We start from the raw sequence: 20924 nt of genomic DNA on the forward strand, positions 1-20924 counted from the left end.
ACCTGGCTTAAGCATCCAATGCCAAATTCAGGGCGTAGCGAAGTTCGTGAATTTCCTCTGCGGCTAACGGTAGGCCGTGTTGCACTCGGTTCTCCATATCAATGACACTGCATACCAAAGGGCTTAACCCCGCCTGTCCGAGGCAACCTTTTAAGGTATGTAGCAATGACGATGTGTTCTGCAATGAGCTTAAATTTTGTTCGAGTTCAGAAAGCAATTGGTGCAGCGACTGGCGTATTTTCTGGCGCATTGCAGCATCATTCATCGGAAGCAAAGCTTCGCCTACGGAGTGGTCTTGTTCCTCAAGAGGGATATCGCGCTCTAGCTGGTACTCCACGGCAATGGCGATACCATTGGCTAGCTGGTTGAGAGAAACGGGTTTGGTCAGATAATGTTGCATTCCAGCCTGTTTGCAGCGGCTGATCTCTTCCGGGGCGGTATTCGCCGAAAGCGCCATAATCATGCAGTCTGGGTCCAGGTTCTCTGCGTCCTGCCGCCAGCGCTGGGTACACTCCATCCCGTCCATCTCCGGCATCCGAATATCCATCAGCACCAGGTCGAATCGTTGCTGTCGGCCCAGCATCAGCGCCTCTTTGCCGCTCGCCGCGAGGGTGAAGTCTTGCTCAAGTGAAGCCAGCATCATGCCAAAAATATCCCGATTGATGTCCGCGTCATCGACCAGCAGAATGTGTAGCCTCCAGGGTTGCACCGGAAGCGGTTCGGTATTACTGCTCGTTTCTCCTGAAAGGGCGTGGATAACCGTCTCGCGCAGTTTCCCCGGCAGGAAGCACAGGTCATCAGAGCTTAATGCACACTCTTGTCGGGCTATCTCGCATGTCAGCCCCCAGGCACAGAGCTGGCGATGTAAGACCAGCGGCGCGTCAATCTCTCCAACCAGTGGTTCGGGTTCATGATATTTACCGAGCGGAAGCAGCAGGGAGATACAGGTGCCAAGCCCTTCGGTGCTGCGCAACTCCAGCCATCCGCCCATCATCTTCGCAAGGTTAGAGGCAATCGTCAGGCCGAGGCCCGTTCCCTGGCTATGCCCATGACTCTGGAAAAAAGGGTCGAAAACGGCTTTTTGATCGGTAAGGGAAATCCCACGCCCGCTATCGCTCACGGCAAAAATAAGGAAATCATCTCTGCGTTTTACGCTAAGGCAAATCGCGCCCTTTTCGGTAAATTTCAGGGCGTTGCCCAGCAGGTTAACCAGAATTTGCCGCAGGCGGGTGCCATCCGTTTCGAGTATCAACGGAACCCAGCGGCCAACAAACGTTTTCAGCATTAAACCTTTACTTTGACCCGGCCCCTGGATGGTATGCATTGCTTGATCCAATAAAGGGAGTATTGGAGTCTCTTCGACATGTAACGACAATTGGCCGGATTCAATACGCGTAAAGTCCAACAGGTTATTGATGATACTGAGTAAAGAGAGGGTGCACTGACTGGCGGTATTGGACAGTTGCGCCTGTTTCTCGCTCATCGGGGTCAATTGCAACAGTTCGAGTGCCCCCAGCACACCGTTCAGAGGGGTGCGTAGCTCGTGGCTTATCGTCGTCAGGTGTCTGCTTTTACGCTTATTTGCCTGTTCAGCTTGCTGCTTGGCTATCGTCAGTTCGCGGGTGCGTTCGGCGACGGTATTCTCGAGGTTGAAATACTGCTCGTAGAGGGTATCGAGAAGCAAATTATAGGCGTGTGCAATGCTTCCTAGCTCGTCGTTACGGTTTTCCGGCAGCCGAACGAAAAGGGTATTTGGCCCCGTTTTCTCAATGATATCGACGAAGTCCCACAGGGGACGCGCCAGGTAGCGGTGAAGTAGCCAGAACAACATAATTGCCAGTAGCAGTAGGGTTGTCAGGGCAAAAGGTAACTGCTCCGCCACGACTTTAAGCGCGCGTTTTAGCTCCCCGCTTGTCGGATATAAGATAAGCTGCTGCCAGCCAGGCCCTTTTAGCTCACTGCGTAATACCAGGTAGCCGGGTATTTTTTGCCATCCGTCGTGGAGCGGCGTATTCAGCAGTAGCTGTTGCAGATTTTTATGCTCGTTCTCCGTTAGCTCAGAGAAGGGCAGAATGTGATTGTGCTCATCAAGCCAGAGATTGATGTCATTACTGGAGACGTTTTGGCCGTAAGAAAGCAGGTCATTAAGTTTAACCGCTAAGCCAATCAGGATGTCATGAGAGCCTGCTGCCGCAATGGAAACACTCCAGCCAGTACCGGGGATATATTCTGGTTTTCCCCAGAACAGATTGTCATGCGTTGCACGACGTGGAAATTGCCACAGCTCGTGTTCGCGGCGAATAAAATAGTCGGGCGAGTGTTCAAGTGGCGGCAGCAGAGAAATGCCATAGCGGCGGTCAAGAATAAAACTATCCATATAGTATGTCTGCCCGGCTGTACCATAAACCTGGATGAAGTTCAGATCCTGAGCTTGCTTATCCTGCGGAGTACAAATATTGGCATCAACGGGGAAATAACGGCTTTCACTTTTCGCCGCCGGATGCGTATTCATGGGCGCATAGCGATAAAGACCGTAGCTCTGTGCCAGCGACATCGCATCGCGCTCCGCCCCTTCAAAACGATGGTTGCTGAGTCCCACTCTCATGTGAGACATACGTGATAAACTCTCAATAATTCTCTGCCGACTCTGATTTAATGAAATATATGTCGTGGTGAATATAGTAATCAGCCAAATAATTAGCAGGCCAACAGATATCAGTAGCGTTAATTTCCCTACCAGGGAATGCTGATTTTTCATTGCTGTTGTCCTTAAGTAGTTTTACGGCCCGCAAAAAAATCAGGCTTAGTGATGCGGAAATATTAAATACTTTCCTTAATCTAAATTTTTTTGTGGAAACTCTATTCAATATAAAGAGTAATAAACGCAGCAAAGAATTATTGTGTAAATTTGTAAGTGAATATGATGGCAAGACGCTAAAAAAAAGATATCAGGTCTTTTACTGATGTACCCCTTGGGGTTTTTAACTGAATATGGCCTTTGTTCAGGAGGCCCTATCTATGTTTGAGAAATTAAAAAAGATCCCGGTTGTCGAGAACTTACGAATTTCATCAGATGGCGCTATCATGTTGATGGATTTGGATGACAGAACGGCACGCGGATATTTGTGTTCTCTGTCTCTGGTTCTGGCCATATTTATTGACCGTCTTGACAACTTCCCCCTGGAAACCGTGAGATATATCACGTTGTTGCTTGCCGCTAGCCCTGACATTCATGATCACTCCTTGCAGTTAATTCCTGAAGGAGGCTGGCTGTGTTGTTATTATGAAAAGAATATGTCTGGTGAAAAAATAGCCACTGAAATCGAAAAACAGCTGGCTCTGACGCGATATTTGGCAAACGTAATTGTCAGTCAAAAAAAATGCAGAGTGTGAGGCTTGTATGATATTCAATAGAGCCGTAGTTCTTCCTGCGCTGTTCGTATGTGTATTTGCTCATGGTCAAACGTTAACCTGGAAAGGTGACGATTTTTCGTTGCGCGCTCGGCAAATACCACTGGCAGTGGTATTACAAAATTTGGCTGAAAACTATGATACGCAAATCGTTATTGACCCCGCGATTACGGAGACATTTAGTGGCACTCTTCCTTCCTCCTCTCCTATTGAAACGCTAAAAAAATTAACCACGCAGTATAATTTAGTCACCTATCTTGATGGAAATACCCTGTTTGTATATCCCTCGGTAAAAGTGGAACATCGCGTTATCACACTGAAAACACTTCCCGCCAGCACATTTATTCGTTACCTGAATAAACGTGATGTACCCGAGCAAAATAGCTGTGAAGCCAGAACGATCCCCAGCGCCAACGCGCTGGATATTAGCGGCGTTCCGGCCTGTATTACGCGTATTACGCAACTGGCGTCAATGCTGGATGTCGAGATGACCCGACGCCAGGATGATGCGGTGAGTCTGATTGTGTATCCGCTTAAGTATGCGACGGCGGTGGATGACCATTATCAATACCGTGACCAAACGGTTGTCGTACCAGGGATTGTCAGCGTGTTGCGTGATATGAGTCGCGGAAGTTCTCCGACGGCAGGCAGCAGTTCTGCCGCGACACAAGGGTTACCCATGTTTTCTGCCGATCCACGGCAGAATGCCGTTATCGTGCGCGATCGCTCGGTGAACATGGCGGGTTACCGCAAGCTTATCAACGAGCTGGATAAGCGGCCACAGATGATAGAAATCTCGGTGATGATTATTGATGTCGATGCCGGGGATGTCAGCCAGCTCGGTATTGACTGGAGCGCGGCGCTCTCTCTGGGCGGCGGTTCTATCTCGTTTAACGGCCCGGACAGTAATGCCGGAGGGGGATTCTCGACCGTTATCAGCAACACCTCCGGTTTTATGGCGCGACTGGTGGCGCTGGAGAAAAACTCACACGCTTATATTTTGTCGCAGCCCTCGGTGGTGACGCTCAATAACATTCAGGCGGTACTGGATAAAAATGTCACGTTTTACACCAAGCTACAGGGTGACAAAGTGGCAAAACTGGAATCTATCACCACTGGCTCACTTCTCAGGGTGACGCCTCGACTGTTAGAGGAGAACGGTAAGCAGAATATTATGCTGAGTCTCAATATTCAGGACGGACAGCAAAATCCGCCGTTGAGCCAGGATGAACCTTTACCGGAAGTTCAAAACTCAGAAATAGCGTCTCAGGCCACGCTTCATCCGGGACAAAGCCTCCTGTTGGGCGGCTTTAAACAGGATAAACAGGTTCAGGCGCAGAACAAAATCCCTTTACTGGGCGACATACCGGTTATTGGACATTTGTTCCGCAATGAGCTTAACCAGACCCATAGTGTTATCCGTCTGTTTCTGATCAAAGCAACCGTAGCCAATAGCGACAGTCATCATGGATAAAGAGTGGAAAATTCGTTTGCTCGGCGGGTTGCTGCATGGCCGCGAAGTTTGGCTGGCTGACGGGCATCTTTCGGTTGGGGAACGCGGTTGCGATCTCTGCCTTCCGCTGCGCGGTGGCGACAAACTGGAGTTCACGTCAACGGCTGAAGGGTTATTGATCAATCCCGGCAGCGCGGCTGTGCGGGTCAATGGTCGGCGGCATAATCCGCATAAACCCTTGCCTGAAGAAGGGGTAGTGCAGGCTCTGGGTCTGACGATAGCGTATGGCCAGCATCATGCAGACTTGTCTCGCTATCCGCTACGTAGCGGAAGGCCAGCCCTTTTTTGGGTGATGGCGCTGGCGTGCCTGATATTGATGGGAACCACCGCGTTCGTTTTTCTCAGTACCCAGAGCGTGTCGATGCCGATAAGTATCGCCTCTCAGGTGACGCAGCTACTCCAGCAGGCGGGACTGACGCAGGTCACAACCAAATGGGAAAAAGATGGCACACTCGCGCTCTCTGGCTACTGTGAAAATAGCGACAAGTTACAAAGCGTTCGCCTAAAACTGAGCGCCTGGGGAGTGCTGTACTATGATAATGTCATCTGTTCCGACCAGCTTATCCGCCAGGTGCGTGATGTCCTGGCGCAGGCCGGGTACGACGATGCCGAGCTTTCCAGTAACTCTCCGGGTGAGGTTAGCATTAATGCCGATATCACCATGGGCAAGCGCTGGGCCGGTATTCAGCAGCAGTTGAACAGTATTCCCGGTCTGAAACAACTGCATATCAACAACCCTCATGAAACTCAGATCAATACACTCATTACCGAACTGCTGCGTAAGGGGCTGGCAGGAGACGTGAGTGTCACCTCCGTCGGTCATGCGTTCGTCATCAGCGGCATATTGACCGATGAAAAGCGGCTTGTTTTAAACGACCTGCTGGAGCAGTTACGCCAACGATTCCCCGGGATAGCCCTGAGTTACCAGAGTGTGTCATCGTCAAATGAGGGGGAGCAACGTTTCCCTTCGCCGATTGCCGCTATTGTTCATGGGCAACTGGGGCTATACCTGCTGCTGAAAAACGGAGAGCGCCTGAGGGTAGGTAGCCAGCTACCCGACGGCGGTGAAGTTATTGCGCTAACCGATAAGGCGGTGACGCTCAGATTTTCTGATTCACTGGTTAACTATCCTTTCAATTTTTGAGCCAATAACGCCATGCCTACGCTGACTTATTTAGAGGACAGCATGCGCGATTCCATCGCACATGCCGAGGATAAATTAAGAATACTTGCTACAGCGAGAATACGCCTGTTGCAATTGATGAAAGCCCCTGCTACTCAGCAACAATATCAGCATTTCACCTTATTGCTGGAGGCAGTCATTCAGGCCGAAGATATTATTAAAGTGATTGCTTATCGTTATCACAATAAGCCTGCAAAATCTGATTAGATTCAAGGCGAAATAATCATCAGGCGAGTCAGAGACGATTATTTTTGTTGATAAACGTTCCAGAAACGATGAGGTGTGCTGATGAAAACAAATATTGCTGCTGAACAAAAAAGAATGGAGCGCGAATATAATCGGCTCTGTCAGTGTTATTCAAACTTCACGGTTCTGAAACGGAGTATGGGGGAGCTGGCGGATCGCGCGGCAACAGACCCTGTTGCTGCGGAAAAACTCAGTGACCTAAAGACGCTCATTCCTAATGGTATTTTAGGGCTGGAGCGTGAAGCTAAAAAAGATATAAAAGCGTTGAACGCTGCATTGAAGCAATTGCAATCTCGGATCAAATCCATAGGTAATAACAGCTAGTGTTATTTAAGGTGGAAATATGAGTGATATGTCAATAGGTTCTAACGATTATTCGTACAATGCTATAACGTCGAGTGTTAAGGGAGTTTCTGGTAATAGCAAAAATTCTGGTAGTGGGCAGGAGAATGATAATCCATTCGCCTTTGGGTTTTCGGTTCTTGATAATTTGCAACTTGTTTTGCAGAAAATCGCCAATGCTCTCTTCAACAAAATTAATACCAGTACCAATCGTGCTCGTGATACGCAGGATATGTCTAACCGGATGGATGAGGTTATTGCCGAAGCCGCTAAAGGCGACGACAAAACCCGTAAGCCAGTGCCGAATGAAGTCATCAGCTACATGAAAGAAAACGGCATTCTTGTCGATGGCGTATCAATTGATTCCTATATCAGTAGTCATGGTGATTCAGGTGAGCTGGATAAAGGGTCGCTTCAGGCTATCAAAGCGGCGCTCGATAACAGCGCGAGCCGCGACACCGACCTGTTTACGCAGGGGCAATTGAGCGTTCAGAAAATGACCCAGGAGATCAACGCCGTTATCACCCAGATGACCGGTTTGCTCAGCAAATGGGGTGATTTACTCAGCATGATTGCACAGAAGATGTACTGATGATGAACACTGATGTCCAGGAAGTACAAACGCTATTACGATTTTTCCAGCAGGGCGGCGCGCTGCGCATGTTGTTTGACACTGATGTCAGTAGCGATCTTGATGTGCTGTATCGCTACGCACGTCAGTTAGCCAGTGCGGGGGAATACGGTTCAGCTGCCCGTATTTTCAAGGTCTTGACCATCTATGATGCCTGGTCCTTTGAGTACTGGTTTGAACTGGGAGCTTGCTGCCAGGCCGACAGTGCTTGGGTTGATGCTATATACGCCTATGGGCGTGCCGCGAAAATAAGGGTGTCGGAGGCGCTGGTTCCCTGTGCCGCCGGAGAATGTTATCTCGCCTGCGGTAATCTGCCGCAGGCAGCCAAAGCCTTTCAGGCTGCGTTGCTTGTATGCGGGACGGAATATCAGGGAGAACATCAAGAGGACCAGGAAGTTGCCGATATTCGACGGCGTGCGCGAGAAGGCCTGAGTAAAACAGGAGATTATCATGGGTGGAATGCAAATTGACGGCAATCTTGACGTCATCGGTGAGACTTTCCCTACTCTTTTAGCCGACAACGTGCAGCAATCCGACAAGATCCCCAGTGGGGCACTAGGAAAACGCCTGCATCCAAAAGCGCTATTAGGTAACGATGATAGCAGCGTGAAGGGGTCAGGCCATGTGAGTCTACCGCAGGTAGACAAGGCGCTTAGTAACCTCATGGAGGCTTTGCCTCCCAGTGTTCGCCCGGTGGCGCGTGAGCTACTGACCATGGATCCCATGATCTTATCCATGATGATGATGCAGTTGGGGCTTAGCGTTTCTGGTAACACCGCCAACTCCCTTTGCAAGCAGTTAGAACGCTCAACAGAGGTTCAGACTGCGCTACGTAATAAGCAGGTCGCAGAGTATCAGGAGCAAATCCAGAAAGCGATCGAACAGTCTGACCAGGTACGTAAATCCGCAGCCACCAGCATTGTTTTCGGCTGGATAATCAGCTGCGTTGAGGAGTTTGTCGGTGTCATGAAGATGGCCTCAGGGCTGGCAACGGGTGATGCTCTGGCGATTGCTGATGGTGCTGCTTATATGGCGGCCGGTTTTGCCGGGATGGTGAAGGTGGGCGCAGAGATAGCCGAGCAGGCGGGGGCTGATAAGTCAACTTGCGAAGAAGTTAGCAATATCTCTGGCAAGGTGCAAACCTCCTGTGAGTGCGTGGCGCTGGCGCTGGATGTCATACAGATTGGCCGTGGTATCAGTGCCGCTCGAGCTATCACCAAAGCGACCGAAGAGGTGATGGAATCGGGCGTGGGTAAAAAAATCATCGACGCCGTCGCCAAAGGTGCTGAAGAGGAACTGAAAGTACTGGCCGAGAAAGCAGGTCAGGAAGTCAGCAAGATGGTGGGCAAAGATTTTGGTATGGCGCTTGAGCGCGAGATGGTTGAAGTCGGTGATATGGCGATAGAAGCCCTGGCCCATGAAGCAGAGGCCGAATTACACATGGTGGGGTCCATGGGCGAAAGTTTTACCCGCGAAGGCGTGGCTAAGCTGGTGGAAGAAGCGATCATAAAAGCGGGTAAAGAGTTACTGAACGAAGGTGAAAAGGTCGTGATGAATAAAATTCGCGACGCCATTTTGAAAGAGCTACGTGGCAGCATTATTAAGACCGTTATCGCCGACAGCATTAGACAATCTTTGACTGTGACGCGGGCCGCTGTTGGTGGTGCAAATAAAATTTCATCATCAGTAGTGGCGGCCCGAACGGCAAAGCTGCAAACCGAAATCGAACGTCTGATGATGCAACAGGTTTTTAACGATTTTATGCTGGATTCTACGGAAGTAAACAAGAACACGCTGCAAAAAAAGTTGAAGGAAGCATACCAGGATGGCGCGAATACGCAGAAAGTTGCGTCGGACAACCTTGATAGCTGTGGCACGGTGTGGGCGAATATTGCTGGAAATCTAGCCTGAGGAGAGGAGGGTTTATGTCTAAACCAATCAATTCTGTAAATTCAATTGGAAATATCGATTTCGGTTGTGTCGCTGATGCGCTGCCAGATAAAACAGCGGGTCAGACATTATCTATAAACGGTAGCGTTGATATTCAGGGAAATGCAAAAGCAACGCTCGATACAAACTCCTTTTTCGCCATGTTTGATGAAATCTGGATCAAGCTGTTGATGCTCGCAAAACAACTACGCGACACGATGCAGTTCTACAACCAGAAGAAACAGGAGCTGGGCTGGGGACTTGAAATTAATGCGTTCCAGCAAAACCTCAAAGCTATCGTCGGCAACTATAACGCCGCCATGGCCAGCTCAATTGGCGGGATACTTGGTGGTGTGGCCATGGTTGGCGGCGTGTTTTTCGGTGACGTTGGCATGGCTGTCGGTAACGCGGCAAGTCAGGGGGCCAGCGGTATTGGTAATTTGATTTCAGGAAGCGAAACCCGCAAAGCCGATGCCGAAAAAGCCGTTGCTGAACTGCAAAACAAAGGGGCGCAGTCTTACGCCAAAACACTGGACGATGTGCTGATTAAAGCCCGTGAAATCATGCAACAAACGATGGACATGGGGCGCAACCTTGTTGAGGTATTTAGTCAGGTGCTGCGTGCTATTTCCCACTAAATGCCGGGGGATTCTATATGGGTGAGATAGAGAAACTGTTGCGTAATGAGGGGCTACATCCGACTCCTGCCTGTTTACCCGGCTGTGGGTTACTGCTAGGGCAACAGGTGGAGCGCTATCCTTATCGCCTTGTCTACCGAGTTGATGAGGACAAGCTGATTCTGTGCCGCTTCGAGCGAGTGCCAGACAGCCAGCCGCAGCTCTCATCGCTGGTAAGCCTATGGAGAATCCTCCGCCGTCTGTTCCAGCAGGTATCGTGGCTTCGTTGTGTAAGAATGTTGGTGATAACGGATGTATGGGACAGCCTTCTGGCGATGCAGCGCAAACGGCTAGTGCGTTTGCTGTGCAAGCTGGGGGCGGTCAGCGTGTTTCACAATGGCGAAAATTGGCTGGAAATCACGGCTGATTGTATGCGTAACCAAATAAAGCGACGGTCATCGCTTTTGAATGAATAAAGGCAGTATATGGACTCAATATCTATTGAACAGCAGCTTCGGCAGGACCCCGTAATCAAAAAGGCGCTGGAGCTCTCACCGGATGAGGTTTATGCCCGGGGCTACGAGGCCTGGCAACAGCAAGATTACGATAGCGCGCTGGTGGATTTTGGTTGGCTGGTGATGAATGAGCCGTGGAGCTGGCGTGCGCATGTGGCATTCGCCGGCGCGATGATGATGAAACAGGAATATCAGCAGGCGATAAGTTACTACGGCTACGCACTGATGCTGGATGTCTGCGACCCTGAGCCAATGTATCAGATAGCCGTATGTTTAAACGCCCTTGGCGATTGCTCTGCCGCCAGGGAAGCGTTGCAGATAGCGTTGACGATGAGCTACGACGATCCTTCCTATAGCACCGTTCGCGTGAATGCAGAGAAAATGCTAAGCCAGCTCCTGGCTTAGTACCCGTCATAGACTAATCCAAAGGAAAATGGGCAGTGAAAATTGAAGATGGCAATTGGGCTAGTGGGGCCATTAACAAGGTCGATTTCGACAATAATCTAAAAACCAATACACATGATATCTCTCCCCCAGAGCTGATGGCACCGGGCACAGAGAAAGAGACTACTCCTGTGTTGACTGAGAAAGCCCTCCAGAATCGGAAGGCATTTATCGGGTATTTTGTTCAGAGTTTGCTGGGCCTTGCCATGGCCGGCCTCTCTTTTGGGCTTTCTGTGGCCGCTACCGTGCTGACCGGTGGCGCAGGGATCCCTATTGCCGCCGTAACAGGCGCGGCGTTTCTTATCGCCGCAGGGGATGCCTGTTGTGCACTGTATAACCTGGTTCAGGTGTATAACGATCGCGGCACGCTGAAAACAGGGGGCAATAGCATTCTTCTCGCGGTTAAAACGCTGATGATGAAGTGTGGTCTTGGTGAATCCAAAGCGGAAAGCGTTGGCGATGCGGCTTCCTTCGCACTCAGGAGTGGCCTGGCTGTATCCTCTGTTTTGCTGCCTTTCTTTTGTCCTGTGAATGTTCCTGGCACGCCTGCCGATCTTATATCTAAAGTGTCCACGGGCATCACGGCGATACTCACGTTTATGGGGAATGGAGCAGGTACCCTCACCGATCGTGCTGAACGCATCCGAGACAATATCGATGCAATTCCAGAGGACAAAAAGTATGGTCAAATGGACAAGGAAGAGGTCAAAGGATTTGCGGAGTCACTCATTGAGAGCTATGACCGCTTGCTGGAAGAAACGAAAAGGTGTGGGACTATAGACCCTGGCCTCTACGCATAGTGGTGAACGTTTAAGGTTATCACCTGATAGGCGACCACGTGCAGACGGTCATAATTCCAGAGGTATAGCTCGTATCGTCGGAGGTAAATATGAACGTTGAGCAGCTAGTCGATACTTTATCGCGTCTGTCGCATCAGGCTGGGCAGGCAATTGAGGACAAAATGAATGGCCAGGATATCTCGAATCCTGAAGCCATGCTTAAAGCTCAGTTTGCCGTTCAGCAATACTCAACTTTTATCAATTACGAGAGTGCGATGCTAAAAACCATCAAAGATATGCTTAGCGGGATTATCTCCAAAATATGATGGTGCTGACGGAAGATGAACGTCGGCTGGTGGTGGAGTCAGCTTTTGCGGGTATCAATCACGGCCTACAAAGGCAGGTGCAGGAGATCTTACCTGCACTGCCTTTGTTAGTGGCGGATACCCGTTTACAAGCGTTATGCGAAGCGATACTGCTGGCCGGTTTGAATGAATCAGAAAAGGCGCGTCAGATTCTCTCTGACGTCGCCATTCCTGAAGCTGAAACACTGAAAGCCTGGTTTAAATGACCATAACGGGAGTTTGAAATGACTATGATTAACAGTGTAAACGCGGTGGATGTCGCCACCATGGCCGCAAACCCTTCACCATCCGAGTCCTATGCGCCAACCGATGACAAGATTAATGAGTTCAATAAATTGTTATTCGCGGGTACTCCGCAGGGCGGGGTAGGTAACTTATCTCCAACGCAGATGTTAGTGCAGCAGGCAACCACCCTGGGAACCACTGTGGGGGTTGACCTGGGCGCGAAGATTGCCGGTGCGGTATCTCAATCAGTTAATAAACTGGCCAATATGACATGAATATCCTGCGTCTGGTACTCGTCACGGGTCTGGCTTTACTGCTGACAGGTTGCCGCGTCGAGCTGTATAGCGCATTGCCTGAAGAGGATGCCAACCAGATGCTCGCGATCCTGATGCAACACAACATTGATGCTGATAAGCAACCTGATGCAGGAGGCATCACGCTGCGGGTTGAAAAATCCCAGTTTATTAATGCTGTTGAACTGCTGCGCTTAAACGGCTTCCCTCGACGTAGCTATGTCTCTGCCCAAACCATGTTTCCGCCCAATCAACTGGTCGTGTCTCCCGCTGAGGAACAGCAAAAAATCGTGTTCCTTAATGAGCAGAGAATTGAGCGGATGCTGAGTCAAATGGACGGGGTTGTTCACGCTAACGTGACGATTGCTTATGGCAGCCAAAATGACGATGGGATCACTGGGCCGGCCTCGGTAGCGGTATTTATAAAATACTCACCGCAGGTCAATCTGGAAGCTTTCCGGGTGCAGATAAGCAACCTGGTGGAGAAGTCTATCCCCGGTGTGCAGAAGGAGAAGATCGGTATTCTGATGCAGCCTGCCGAATTTCGTATGCGGAGTACGGCTATTGCGCCGACTGAAACAGCAATTCCGCCCTCATTGAGGGCCGTAGAAGAGAGGGCCATTGCGTGGGTAAACCGACATCGTTGGACTTTGATTCCGTCGCTGGTTCTGTCCATTTTGCTGCTACTGTTCCTGATGCCGATAGTATGGCGAAAAAGGCAATAGTGGGGCTGTCGCCGGATAAAACACTGCTGCAATTACATCGTTATCTTTGGACGCCTGCGCGCTACGCCCATCCAGGTTGGCTGATGTCGATTGGCTTCACTCCCCGGCCACGCTGGGGCTATGGGGAAAATCCGCCCCTTGATCGCTGCCTGAATCGAGCGTTACAGGAGCGACGAGGAACGCCCCGTCTTCCCACTTCGCTTAATCCCCGACAACAGCGCATTGTGCAACTCTCTTCTCGCATCCAGTCCTTTGCACTGGCAACGGGCTTATTGGAGCTTGGTTGTCGCGACTACTTCCTGTTGCCAGATTACCGACGAGTGCTTTTACGCTGGCTTGATGACGGGCTTCTTTGGCAACTGTTTGGCCTATGCAAGGGGAACAACAGGGCCATCTTTTCCCCCGTGCAAACGCTGGAAAACGCATTAGAACTGGGCACTGCGGTGCTCAACCGCACCGCCCAGAACGATCCGGTGCTACATGCGGTACTGATTACGCTACCGCCCAGCAAGCGCGCGTTATGGCCGACGGTACCTGGATTGGCGATGAACTTACTGGAGCAAACGCTATGTGCCGACTTCCGCTGACTGAATTTGATGGGGTACTTCCTGACGGGCGCATTATCCCGGCTGAACAGTTAACGGTGCTGCTTCAACAGGCCGCTATGGCTCGTAGTGCGCGCCTTGATGCTAAGGAAATTGTTAATGCGGCAAGGCGTAAAGCAGAGAGCCTCATTCGTGAGGCGAGCAAACGCTGCGTTGAAATGGAGGCCGAAAAACGTCGAGAACTGAGAGCATTAAAGCGCGATACGCTCAAGCGGTGGCAAAGCCGTTGGCTGCGAAAACACGTTAGCCTTTTACAGGGCGACGAGGCGCAAGAACAGGCGCTAGTCAGCGCAGTATCTAGCCGTATTCACCACTGTATCGAACAGGTGCTAAGCGCGTGGTTTGAGCAGCAACCACTTGATAAAGCGCTGTGCGCCCGGCTGAGCTGGCAGGCGGAGCAGATGGCGAATGAAGGTATTTTAACGTTGCAGTGCCATCCTGACCTTCTGGAGTGTATGCAAGAGGAGTTCGGATCGCGTTTTGTGCTGATGCCCGACCCTGAACTCGCTCGTGATTGTGCGGTTCTGGCCTCGTCCCAACTCTCGGTGGCGTTTTCACTCGAAGACCATTTTAAGCAGTTGCTGCAATGGCTACGTTCAACTTCTCCGCAAACGGGAGAGCAAGATGAAAATATCGGAAATAATCACTCAGCACTATCATGACGCCGACCTGCGACAACAGGAGGCTCATGCCCATGCTCATGCAGCCGAAGCGATATCACCGATGGAGTTGGCGTTGATTGAAATGCAGGAGGCTTCCGGTAACGCGATGCTTGAAACGCTGGAAGATATGGGAATGGTGATGAGTGGACGACTGAAAGATCTTCAGCAGACTCACTCAACGGAACAAATGGAGCAGCGGCAAAAAGCATTGTTGAGGATGGTTCAACGGATGCAGGAGCATAATGGCGGTATAAATGCTCAATTGGCACCGCAGAATAACAGCCAGCACCTTGGTCAACAGCTATTGGGCGTTGTGGCTCAAATACTTGCCGAAAAATCACAGAGCAAAAAACGCCGAACACTTAACGATAAACTTGCTGAACTGATGGCACAGGAGGGCTGGGAAATCTCGCTGTTTGGCCTGCTGGAATTAGGGCATGTGGACAAAGGCGCTCTGGCGCAAATTAACCGCTTATTCCAGAAGGCAATGGATGAAGATGATGTGTCATTGTCCGAATGGTTCCAGCGGATTATGGATTGGCCCGACAGGCGTCAAAGGGTGAAGGTCTTACTGCGGATGATGGCCTTTGAGCTTTCCGCCTGTGTAGCCGGATCTCAGCAGCAGCGTCTGGCTGCGGTACTGGTACGCTTGCGTCGGCTATTGTTGTTTTTAGGGCTTGAGCAGCAGTGCCAGCGAGTCGAGTCAATCTGTCAGATGGAGCCGGGAACGCTAATGCCGCTACTCATCGACATGACCAACGAAAGCTGGCTATTTGACGGATGGCTTGCGCCACGTCTGGCGCAGAGGGCAACTTCTCAGCGTTTGTACAATCGGCTATTACAGCATCTGGATGCGCTGTTCTTGCAGATGCCCGATGCCTGTTTTAACGATGAAGATCAGCGAGAACAAATCCTTACTGTACTGCGTGGTATGAAAGGAGATCGGGTTATCACCTGATTCCTCACCTGCGCCATATCTGGAACTCTGTAACCAGATGGAAGCGGAGGTAGTATGGCGTTAGACAAAGTTACAGAACTCAACATTCTGTTGTTTATGCAGTTAGCCGATCTGCCCGCAAGGCCAGTCTCCGCCGAGATGTACTGGCAGGGAGAGCGGTTTCAAACCTGGCTGACATGGCGGGGGGGCCGAATTCACATTAGCCAGTGTATGCCGCTGGAGCCATTTGATGACACTCTGTTACTGCTGGCGCTTAGTCGTTGGCAGCCCGCCTACTTTTCCGGTATCCCACAACGTATTTTTCAGCTTCGCCGCAGCCTGGCGATAGTGTGTTGCCCAGACGCCGATAGCGCAGCGGAACTATGGCTGCGAGTGCATCGCCGTCAGCAAGCCTTCCTGGAGTCGCTATGCAAAACTCAGTGGTGAAAAGCATGAGTACGCGGGGCCTCCAGCGGGCGCTCGCAGTCTGTGCCGGGCGGCAGGACATTATACTGGCGGTGGTACTGTTAATTGCCATCGTGATGATGATCCTGCCGTTGCCGACGTTTATGGTCGATATCCTCATCGCCGTCAACGTCGCGTTTTCGGTTATTTTACTACTGATTGCCATCTATATTAATGAACCACTGGACCTGTCTGTTTTCCCTTCTCTGCTGCTGATTACCACGCTGTACCGTCTGTCATTAACCATCAGTACTTCGCGACTAGTTTTGCTACAACACGACGCGGGAAATATCGTCGATGCCTTCGGCCATTTTGTGGTTGGCGGCAACCTGACGGTCGGGCTGGTTATCTTTACCATCATCACCATTATCCAGTTTATCGTCATCACCAAAGGGACTGAGCGTGTCGCCGAAGTGAGCGCCCGTTTCTCTCTCGACGGTATGCCCGGTAAGCAAATGAGTATTGATGGCGACCTCCGGGCCGGGGTGATTGATGCGGTACAAGCACGCCATCAACGCGAGCAGGTGCAGCAGGAGAGTCGTTTTCTTGGGGCAATGGATGGCGCGATGAAGTTTGTCAAAGGTGATGCCATTGCCGGAATTATTGTCGTTCTGGTCAACATTATCGGTGGCATCATCATTGCCGTGGTGCAGTACGACATGCCGCTGGGCGAGGCAGTACAAACCTATAGCGTGCTGTCGATAGGCGACGGGCTGTGTGGTCAGATTCCTTCCCTGCTTATCTCCCTGAGCGCCGGGATAATCGTAACGCGCGTCCCTGGCGAGAAAAAACAGAACCTTGCCAGCGAATTAACCGCACAGCTTGGCCGACAGCCGCAGGCGCTGCTGCTTACCGCCGCCATCTTGCTGCTGTTTGCCCTGATCCCCGGCTTCCCATTTCTTGATTTCTCTGTTTTGGCGGTGTTTACCGCACTGCCATTTTTTTTCTTCTGGCGTCGCTCCAGACTCCCGCAAAACGATGCTGCGCTTGCGGATGAGCAGGGTGAAGAGATGATGCAACCTGGAGCACGCCCATTAACGCTAAATGTGATGCCGTCGCTGAATACCAGCACGCTGGCGCGGGATATCGACGCCTTACGCTGGAGGCTGTTTGAAGATTACGGCGTGCCTTTACCGGAAGTGACTATCAAGGTCGATGAACGGAACCCCGAACAGGGCATGACGGTGCTGATTTACCAGGAGCCGGTCTTTTCATTACCGATTCCCGAAGAGGCGTACCTGCTGCTGGAGCCGGATAAACAGCCGGGGTGCGAGGTGCACAAACTTGCCGACGGTATGGGAAATATCGGCTGGCTGTCGGCGGAAGAGGGCAAAAAAGCGCAGAGCATAGGGCTATCGGTTGAAGAGGGAAACCAGCGCGTTATTGCATTACTTCGGCGAGTGCTGTTGCGCCACATGCCTGAGTTTATCGGCGTGCAGGAAGCGCGATATCTGATGGATGCGATGGAGAAACGTTATTCGGAGCTGGTGAAAGAGCTACAGCGACAGCTACCGATAAGCAAAATTACGGAAGTCCTCCAGCGGCTGGTGGCGGAAAGTATTTCGATCCGCGATTTGCGCACCATCTTCGGCACTCTGATTGAATGGGCGCCGCGTGAAAAAGATGTACTGATGCTGACCGAATATGTGCGCATGTCGCTACGCCGACATATTTTGCGCCGACTTAAAGTGGGCGATGAACCGCTACGTGTATTGCGCGTGGGAGAGGGGATCGAAAACCTGATTCGCGAGTCAATTCGCCAGACCTCAATGGGAACCTACGCCGCCATTAACCTGACGCAAAGTTCTCGCATCCTGACTTTGATTCACGAGGCGTTGGCAGAGCATGGAGACTTGAACATTGTGACCTCCGTCGATGCCCGTCGTTTCCTACGAAAAATCACTGAAACGAGCCTGTTTAATGTTCCCGTGCTCTCCTGGCAGGAGTTGGGGGAGAACTGCGAAGTACAGGTTGTTCACAGCATTGATCTAACAGAGCAGGAGCTCGAAGGTGATAACGATGAAGGCTGACGTTCTGGCTGCAATAGAACAATCCCTCACTCCAGTGCGTGACTTACCACAAGGTTGCCTGAAGACCGGACGGTTACTGCACGTTGGTTCGACGCTGCTCAATGCTTATCTCCCCGGCGTTTTTATGGGCGAGGTGTGTTGTTTGCTGCCAGAAGGTGCGCTTGCCGAAGTGGTGAGCATTGACGGCGCGACGGCCTTGCTTTCGCCCTTTGCCAGTACGGCTGGCCTGTACTGGGGGCAGCGCGTTCGCCCGATGGGGCGACGGCATCGTGTCCCGGTGGGGGAGGATCTTTTAGGCCGAGTGCTGGACGGTATGGGGCTGCCCCTGGATGACGGCCCTGATCTACAAGGGCCGTGGCGAGATTACGACGGCCCGCCGCCCTCGCCGCTGCTGCGTCAGTTGATTGAAAAACCGATGCTGACCGGGATCCGCACTATCGACTCTCTTTTAACCTGTGGCGAAGGTCAGCGCATCGGGATTTTTGCGGCAGCAGGTGTCGGGAAAAGTACGCTGATGTCGATGCTGTGCCAAAGCCCGGATAGCGATATCAACGTGCTGGTGCTGATTGGTGAACGTGGTCGTGAAGTGCGTGAGTTCATTGAGCAAACGCTGGGAGAGGAGACACGCCGCCGCTGCATTATGGTGGTTTCAACGTCAGACCGCCCGGCGCTGGAGCGAATGCGGGCGCTGTGGGTCGCGACAACCATCGCGGAAGCCTTTCGTGACCGGGGCAAACGCGTACTGCTGTTTGCCGACTCGTTAACCCGCTATGCCCGCGCGGCGCGGGAAATCGCCCTCGCCAGCGGAGAGCCAGCGGTATCCGGCAGCTACCCTCCCAGCGTTTTTGCCGCATTGCCACGGCTGCTTGAACGAGCGGGGAAGGGCGCCGTCGGCAGTATTACGGCTTTTTACACCGTGTTAGTGGAAAGTGACGACATGAACGAACCGCTGGCCGATGAAGTGAGGTCGCTACTGGATGGCCATATCGTACTCTCGCGCCGTCTGGCGGAATCAGCCCATTATCCAGCCATTGACGTCCTGGCAAGCCTGAGCCGTCTAATGCCGATGGTCACTAGCGATGAACACCGCGCCCTGGCGAACGCACTACGCCATCTGTTGTCGGTTTATCGCGAAGTGGAGCTGCTGGTGCGTATTGGGGAGTATGTCCGTGGAGAAGACCCACAGGCCGACCAGGCGGTGGAAATGTATTCCGAGATTTGCCTCTTCTTGCAACAACAGAGTAATCAACCATGCGATCTCGACGAGCTGCTGGAGCAAATGCGTTATCTGACCAGCGTGTGATGCTGGACTGTTTATTCAAGATTAAAGGCCGACGCGAGGATCGTCTGCGGCGGCAGATGCGGGAAGTGACGCACCTGCATCAGCAAGCAGAGCAGCAACGCCTTCAGTGCCAGGCTCAGCGTGATGAACTCACTCAGAAGCTCTTTTTGGCACTCAGTTGGTCCGGCACGCTGACGGCTGGCGAACTCATGATGCAGAAACAAACCATGAACAATTTATTTCGTGAGGAGTGCAGCGTGGCGCAGCAACAGCGCTCGCTCGCGGATACGCAAAGGCGGCTTCAGGAACAACTGAACCAGCTTCGATGTGAATTGGTAAAAATTATGAAGAAAAAAGAAAAGCTAAGGAGCCTGCTGAACGATGAATGTTAACCGAACAGAGGGCTGCCTTTGGCATCAACGGTTGCCCAAACAGGAACAATCACCATCGACGGATACCGCTAAATTTACCCGACTGATGGCGCAGGTGGCGGAATTACCTGACGATAAGGGGGAGGGAAAGGCGCTCCTGCGGAAATACAAACAACGCTATCGGCTGATGGGGGGCGCTGCGGACGGGCTTATTTGTGAGATAGAAACGCACGAAGGAAAAACCAGCCTGAAGATGCTCGTACCGCAGCACGATTTATACCGTCATCTGAAACACTTTTCTGCCTGGCTTAACGCGGGGTTACTGGCGGCCGGGCATAACGTCGCGCTGGAGGTGGTGTATGACGCTGATATTTCCTGAAGAGAGTGAAGTTGCCGGAAGGCTACAGGAGGAAGGCATAGACCTGGGTGATTTACATATTGCTTCCCGACTTTGGACGGATAGCCAGGCGGGACGTCTGTTTTCCGTTACCGTAGGGGGCTCGTTATGCGAGATCTGGCTGGCAGAAAACGACTGGCAGAATTGGTGTGAAGGTACGCTAGGGACCTCTTTGGCAAAAGATATCGACCCCCAACTGCTGGCGGGGGTTGCCGAATGGGGGCTGTCGCCGCTGTTGATGGCTAGCGGTGCGAAATTGCACTACCCCTCAGGAGAACCGACGCGGTGCAGCATATTGAACCATTATCTTGCCGTGATTTTTGCCTGGCAGGTTGACGGTTGCTCCTTTCGCGCAGTGCTATTTGGTTGGCCTGCCTCCTGGTTTCACTCCATTGTGCAGAAAATTACCGCCAGACCGCGCCCAGTACACTTATTGCCTCCGGCATCTTTCTCCTGCTACGCCGGTTGGTGCGAGGTTTCCGTCAATGAAATCAGGAACATTTGTATTGGGGTTGGGCTACGGGTTAATTCTTTTGGTCATCCACGCGACGGCGAGTTTGTCGCGGTACTGGCGACAGGAAGCGCTGTGCGTATCCGTATTGAATCAGGAGAATATGTGAAAATTGAAGAACTTGTAAACGATATGGAAAGCCTGTTGGCTGAGAGCGGCGATGATATAGACGCCTCTTCGTCTTTGTCGCTTCATCTTGATACCCTACCGCAAAAGATCCTGGTAGAGGTTGGGCAAATTGATATTACCCTTGGCGCGCTAAGAACGCTGCGCGAAGGCGATCTCCTTGCCACAGAGGTCAGACTTACGCCTGAGGTCAGGCTAAGACTGAATGGCAGGGTGATAGGTCAGGGGGAACTGATCGCCTGCGGTGATAATTTTGTGGTGCGAGTGACCCAATGGTTTTTGCACTCAGAGGATACCTTGATGGTGAGTTAAGATAGGGT

General features: G+C 51.6%; 26 protein-coding genes. 25 read left to right on the forward strand and 1 reads right to left on the reverse strand.

The features are described 5' to 3' along the window. Positions 1-7: 7 nt before the first annotated feature. Positions 8-2758 (reverse strand): two component system sensor kinase, encoded by a 2751-nt coding sequence (locus tag AC6I4B_RS05130; protein ID WP_497770100.1) that lies wholly within the window; start codon positions 2756-2758, stop codon positions 8-10. A gap of 260 nt (positions 2759-3018) precedes the next feature. On the opposite strand from AC6I4B_RS05130, the gene AC6I4B_RS05135 reads away from it, so the two are divergent. The 25 genes from AC6I4B_RS05135 (at position 3019) to AC6I4B_RS05255 (ending at position 20916) form a co-directional block, all read left to right on the forward strand. Next, positions 3019-3393, forward strand: a complete 375-nt coding sequence (locus tag AC6I4B_RS05135) for a pathogenicity island protein (RefSeq protein WP_497770101.1) — start codon at positions 3019-3021, stop codon at positions 3391-3393. 7 nt (positions 3394-3400) lie between these two features. Further along, positions 3401-4885, forward strand: coding sequence for an EscC/YscC/HrcC family type III secretion system outer membrane ring protein (locus AC6I4B_RS05140; RefSeq protein ID WP_497770102.1), 1485 nt, complete (start codon positions 3401-3403; stop codon positions 4883-4885). After that, a complete protein-coding gene (gene sctD / locus AC6I4B_RS05145) occupies positions 4878-6068 on the forward strand; it encodes a type III secretion system inner membrane ring subunit SctD (RefSeq protein WP_497770104.1) in 1191 nt (396 codons plus the stop codon). Before AC6I4B_RS05140 ends, sctD begins: the two co-directional genes overlap by 8 nt. Before the next feature lie 12 nt (positions 6069-6080). Beyond that, positions 6081-6314, forward strand: a complete 234-nt coding sequence (locus tag AC6I4B_RS05150; protein WP_497770105.1) for an EscE/YscE/SsaE family type III secretion system needle protein co-chaperone — start codon at positions 6081-6083, stop codon at positions 6312-6314. Between the two features lie 81 nt (positions 6315-6395). Further along, the gene (locus AC6I4B_RS05155; RefSeq protein ID WP_497770106.1) at positions 6396-6677 is read left to right on the forward strand and encodes a hypothetical protein; all 282 of its coding nucleotides are present in this window, start codon (positions 6396-6398) and stop codon (positions 6675-6677) included. Positions 6678-6705: 28 nt separating this feature from the next. Next, on the forward strand, positions 6706-7287 hold the full coding sequence (gene sseB, locus AC6I4B_RS05160) for a type III secretion system translocon protein SseB (protein WP_497771941.1): 582 nt from the start codon (positions 6706-6708) through the stop codon (positions 7285-7287). Further along, positions 7287-7796: a CesD/SycD/LcrH family type III secretion system chaperone SscA gene (gene sscA / locus AC6I4B_RS05165; protein WP_497770107.1), complete on the forward strand. Its 510-nt coding sequence runs from the start codon at positions 7287-7289 to the stop codon at positions 7794-7796. The genes sseB and sscA overlap by 1 nt, the downstream gene beginning before the upstream one ends. Further along, a complete protein-coding gene (sctE, locus tag AC6I4B_RS05170; RefSeq protein ID WP_497770109.1) occupies positions 7777-9237 on the forward strand; it encodes a type III secretion system translocon subunit SseC family protein in 1461 nt (486 codons plus the stop codon). Before sscA ends, sctE begins: the two co-directional genes overlap by 20 nt. 14 nt (positions 9238-9251) lie before the next feature. Then, positions 9252-9893, forward strand: coding sequence for a type III secretion system translocon protein SseD (gene sseD / locus AC6I4B_RS05175; protein WP_497770110.1), 642 nt, complete (start codon positions 9252-9254; stop codon positions 9891-9893). Between the two features lie 17 nt (positions 9894-9910). After that, positions 9911-10348: a type III secretion system effector protein SseE gene (gene sseE / locus AC6I4B_RS05180; protein WP_497770112.1), complete on the forward strand. Its 438-nt coding sequence runs from the start codon at positions 9911-9913 to the stop codon at positions 10346-10348. A 9-nt stretch (positions 10349-10357) separates the two neighbouring features. Further along, on the forward strand, positions 10358-10792 hold the full coding sequence (locus AC6I4B_RS05185) for a SycD/LcrH family type III secretion system chaperone (RefSeq protein ID WP_497770114.1): 435 nt from the start codon (positions 10358-10360) through the stop codon (positions 10790-10792). 35 nt (positions 10793-10827) lie between these two features. Further along, positions 10828-11631 (forward strand): hypothetical protein, encoded by an 804-nt coding sequence (locus AC6I4B_RS05190; protein ID WP_497770116.1) that lies wholly within the window; start codon positions 10828-10830, stop codon positions 11629-11631. Positions 11632-11720: 89 nt separating this feature from the next. Beyond that, the gene (sctF, locus tag AC6I4B_RS05195; RefSeq protein WP_497770117.1) at positions 11721-11936 is read left to right on the forward strand and encodes a type III secretion system needle filament subunit SctF; all 216 of its coding nucleotides are present in this window, start codon (positions 11721-11723) and stop codon (positions 11934-11936) included. After that, a complete protein-coding gene (locus AC6I4B_RS05200) occupies positions 11933-12181 on the forward strand; it encodes an EscG/YscG/SsaH family type III secretion system needle protein co-chaperone (protein WP_497770119.1) in 249 nt (82 codons plus the stop codon). The genes sctF and AC6I4B_RS05200 overlap by 4 nt, the downstream gene beginning before the upstream one ends. A 24-nt stretch (positions 12182-12205) precedes the next feature. After that, on the forward strand, positions 12206-12475 hold the full coding sequence (sctI, locus tag AC6I4B_RS05205) for a type III secretion system inner rod subunit SctI (protein WP_497770120.1): 270 nt from the start codon (positions 12206-12208) through the stop codon (positions 12473-12475). Beyond that, on the forward strand, positions 12472-13218 hold the full coding sequence (gene ssaJ, locus AC6I4B_RS05210; RefSeq protein ID WP_497770122.1) for an EscJ/YscJ/HrcJ family type III secretion inner membrane ring protein SsaJ: 747 nt from the start codon (positions 12472-12474) through the stop codon (positions 13216-13218). Before sctI ends, ssaJ begins: the two co-directional genes overlap by 4 nt. Beyond that, the gene (locus tag AC6I4B_RS05215; RefSeq protein WP_497770123.1) at positions 13200-13805 is read left to right on the forward strand and encodes a type III secretion system domain-containing protein; all 606 of its coding nucleotides are present in this window, start codon (positions 13200-13202) and stop codon (positions 13803-13805) included. The genes ssaJ and AC6I4B_RS05215 overlap by 19 nt, the downstream gene beginning before the upstream one ends. Next, the gene (gene sctL, locus AC6I4B_RS05220) at positions 13787-14485 is read left to right on the forward strand and encodes a type III secretion system stator protein SctL (RefSeq protein WP_497770124.1); all 699 of its coding nucleotides are present in this window, start codon (positions 13787-13789) and stop codon (positions 14483-14485) included. The genes AC6I4B_RS05215 and sctL overlap by 19 nt, the downstream gene beginning before the upstream one ends. Next, complete coding sequence (locus AC6I4B_RS05225) at positions 14448-15443, forward strand: TyeA family type III secretion system gatekeeper subunit (RefSeq protein WP_497770126.1); 996 nt, start codon at positions 14448-14450, stop codon at positions 15441-15443. The genes sctL and AC6I4B_RS05225 overlap by 38 nt, the downstream gene beginning before the upstream one ends. 54 nt (positions 15444-15497) lie before the next feature. Further along, positions 15498-15869 carry a type III secretion system protein SsaM gene (locus tag AC6I4B_RS05230; protein WP_497770127.1) on the forward strand — a complete coding sequence of 124 codons (372 nt, stop codon included), beginning with the start codon at positions 15498-15500 and terminating at the stop codon, positions 15867-15869. Positions 15870-15874: 5 nt separating this feature from the next. Further along, positions 15875-17917: an EscV/YscV/HrcV family type III secretion system export apparatus protein gene (locus AC6I4B_RS05235; RefSeq protein WP_497770129.1), complete on the forward strand. Its 2043-nt coding sequence runs from the start codon at positions 15875-15877 to the stop codon at positions 17915-17917. Next, the gene (locus AC6I4B_RS05240) at positions 17907-19220 is read left to right on the forward strand and encodes an EscN/YscN/HrcN family type III secretion system ATPase (protein WP_497770130.1); all 1314 of its coding nucleotides are present in this window, start codon (positions 17907-17909) and stop codon (positions 19218-19220) included. The genes AC6I4B_RS05235 and AC6I4B_RS05240 overlap by 11 nt, the downstream gene beginning before the upstream one ends. Continuing rightward, the gene (locus AC6I4B_RS05245) at positions 19220-19591 is read left to right on the forward strand and encodes a hypothetical protein (protein WP_497770131.1); all 372 of its coding nucleotides are present in this window, start codon (positions 19220-19222) and stop codon (positions 19589-19591) included. The genes AC6I4B_RS05240 and AC6I4B_RS05245 overlap by 1 nt, the downstream gene beginning before the upstream one ends. Next, positions 19581-19949 carry a Secretion system apparatus protein ssaP gene (locus AC6I4B_RS05250; protein ID WP_497770133.1) on the forward strand — a complete coding sequence of 123 codons (369 nt, stop codon included), beginning with the start codon at positions 19581-19583 and terminating at the stop codon, positions 19947-19949. Before AC6I4B_RS05245 ends, AC6I4B_RS05250 begins: the two co-directional genes overlap by 11 nt. Then, positions 19930-20916, forward strand: a complete 987-nt coding sequence (locus AC6I4B_RS05255) for a YscQ/HrcQ family type III secretion apparatus protein (protein ID WP_497770134.1) — start codon at positions 19930-19932, stop codon at positions 20914-20916. Before AC6I4B_RS05250 ends, AC6I4B_RS05255 begins: the two co-directional genes overlap by 20 nt. The last annotated feature ends 8 nt before the right edge of the window (positions 20917-20924 follow it).

It is taken from the genome of Kluyvera fluvialis (genome assembly GCF_059725275.1).

Bases quoted from the DNA above. Each gene is read 5' to 3' on its own strand.
- AC6I4B_RS05225 (WP_497770126.1), top strand. From the start codon at position 14,448: ATGAAAATATCGGAAATAATCACTCAGCACTATCATGACGCCGACCTG.
- sseD (WP_497770110.1), top strand. From the start codon at position 9,252: ATGTCTAAACCAATCAATTCTGTAAATTCAATTGGAAATATCGATTTC.
- AC6I4B_RS05255 (WP_497770134.1), top strand. From the start codon at position 19,930: ATGACGCTGATATTTCCTGAAGAGAGTGAAGTTGCCGGAAGGCTACAG.
- AC6I4B_RS05130 (WP_497770100.1), bottom strand. From the start codon at position 2,758: ATGAAAAATCAGCATTCCCTGGTAGGGAAATTAACGCTACTGATATCT.
- AC6I4B_RS05235 (WP_497770129.1), top strand. From the start codon at position 15,875: ATGAGTACGCGGGGCCTCCAGCGGGCGCTCGCAGTCTGTGCCGGGCGG.
- sctI (WP_497770120.1), top strand. From the start codon at position 12,206: ATGATTAACAGTGTAAACGCGGTGGATGTCGCCACCATGGCCGCAAAC.
- AC6I4B_RS05135 (WP_497770101.1), top strand. From the start codon at position 3,019: ATGTTTGAGAAATTAAAAAAGATCCCGGTTGTCGAGAACTTACGAATT.
- AC6I4B_RS05200 (WP_497770119.1), top strand. From the start codon at position 11,933: ATGATGGTGCTGACGGAAGATGAACGTCGGCTGGTGGTGGAGTCAGCT.
- sctL (WP_497770124.1), top strand. From the start codon at position 13,787: ATGTGCCGACTTCCGCTGACTGAATTTGATGGGGTACTTCCTGACGGG.
- AC6I4B_RS05155 (WP_497770106.1), top strand. From the start codon at position 6,396: ATGAAAACAAATATTGCTGCTGAACAAAAAAGAATGGAGCGCGAATAT.
- sctD (WP_497770104.1), top strand. From the start codon at position 4,878: ATGGATAAAGAGTGGAAAATTCGTTTGCTCGGCGGGTTGCTGCATGGC.
- AC6I4B_RS05245 (WP_497770131.1), top strand. From the start codon at position 19,220: ATGCTGGACTGTTTATTCAAGATTAAAGGCCGACGCGAGGATCGTCTG.
- sscA (WP_497770107.1), top strand. From the start codon at position 7,287: ATGATGAACACTGATGTCCAGGAAGTACAAACGCTATTACGATTTTTC.
- AC6I4B_RS05250 (WP_497770133.1), top strand. From the start codon at position 19,581: ATGAATGTTAACCGAACAGAGGGCTGCCTTTGGCATCAACGGTTGCCC.
- ssaJ (WP_497770122.1), top strand. From the start codon at position 12,472: ATGAATATCCTGCGTCTGGTACTCGTCACGGGTCTGGCTTTACTGCTG.
- AC6I4B_RS05140 (WP_497770102.1), top strand. From the start codon at position 3,401: ATGATATTCAATAGAGCCGTAGTTCTTCCTGCGCTGTTCGTATGTGTA.
- AC6I4B_RS05215 (WP_497770123.1), top strand. From the start codon at position 13,200: ATGGCGAAAAAGGCAATAGTGGGGCTGTCGCCGGATAAAACACTGCTG.
- AC6I4B_RS05230 (WP_497770127.1), top strand. From the start codon at position 15,498: ATGGCGTTAGACAAAGTTACAGAACTCAACATTCTGTTGTTTATGCAG.
- sseB (WP_497771941.1), top strand. From the start codon at position 6,706: ATGTCAATAGGTTCTAACGATTATTCGTACAATGCTATAACGTCGAGT.
- sseE (WP_497770112.1), top strand. From the start codon at position 9,911: ATGGGTGAGATAGAGAAACTGTTGCGTAATGAGGGGCTACATCCGACT.
- AC6I4B_RS05185 (WP_497770114.1), top strand. From the start codon at position 10,358: ATGGACTCAATATCTATTGAACAGCAGCTTCGGCAGGACCCCGTAATC.
- AC6I4B_RS05150 (WP_497770105.1), top strand. From the start codon at position 6,081: ATGCCTACGCTGACTTATTTAGAGGACAGCATGCGCGATTCCATCGCA.
- AC6I4B_RS05240 (WP_497770130.1), top strand. From the start codon at position 17,907: ATGAAGGCTGACGTTCTGGCTGCAATAGAACAATCCCTCACTCCAGTG.
- sctF (WP_497770117.1), top strand. From the start codon at position 11,721: ATGAACGTTGAGCAGCTAGTCGATACTTTATCGCGTCTGTCGCATCAG.
- sctE (WP_497770109.1), top strand. From the start codon at position 7,777: ATGGGTGGAATGCAAATTGACGGCAATCTTGACGTCATCGGTGAGACT.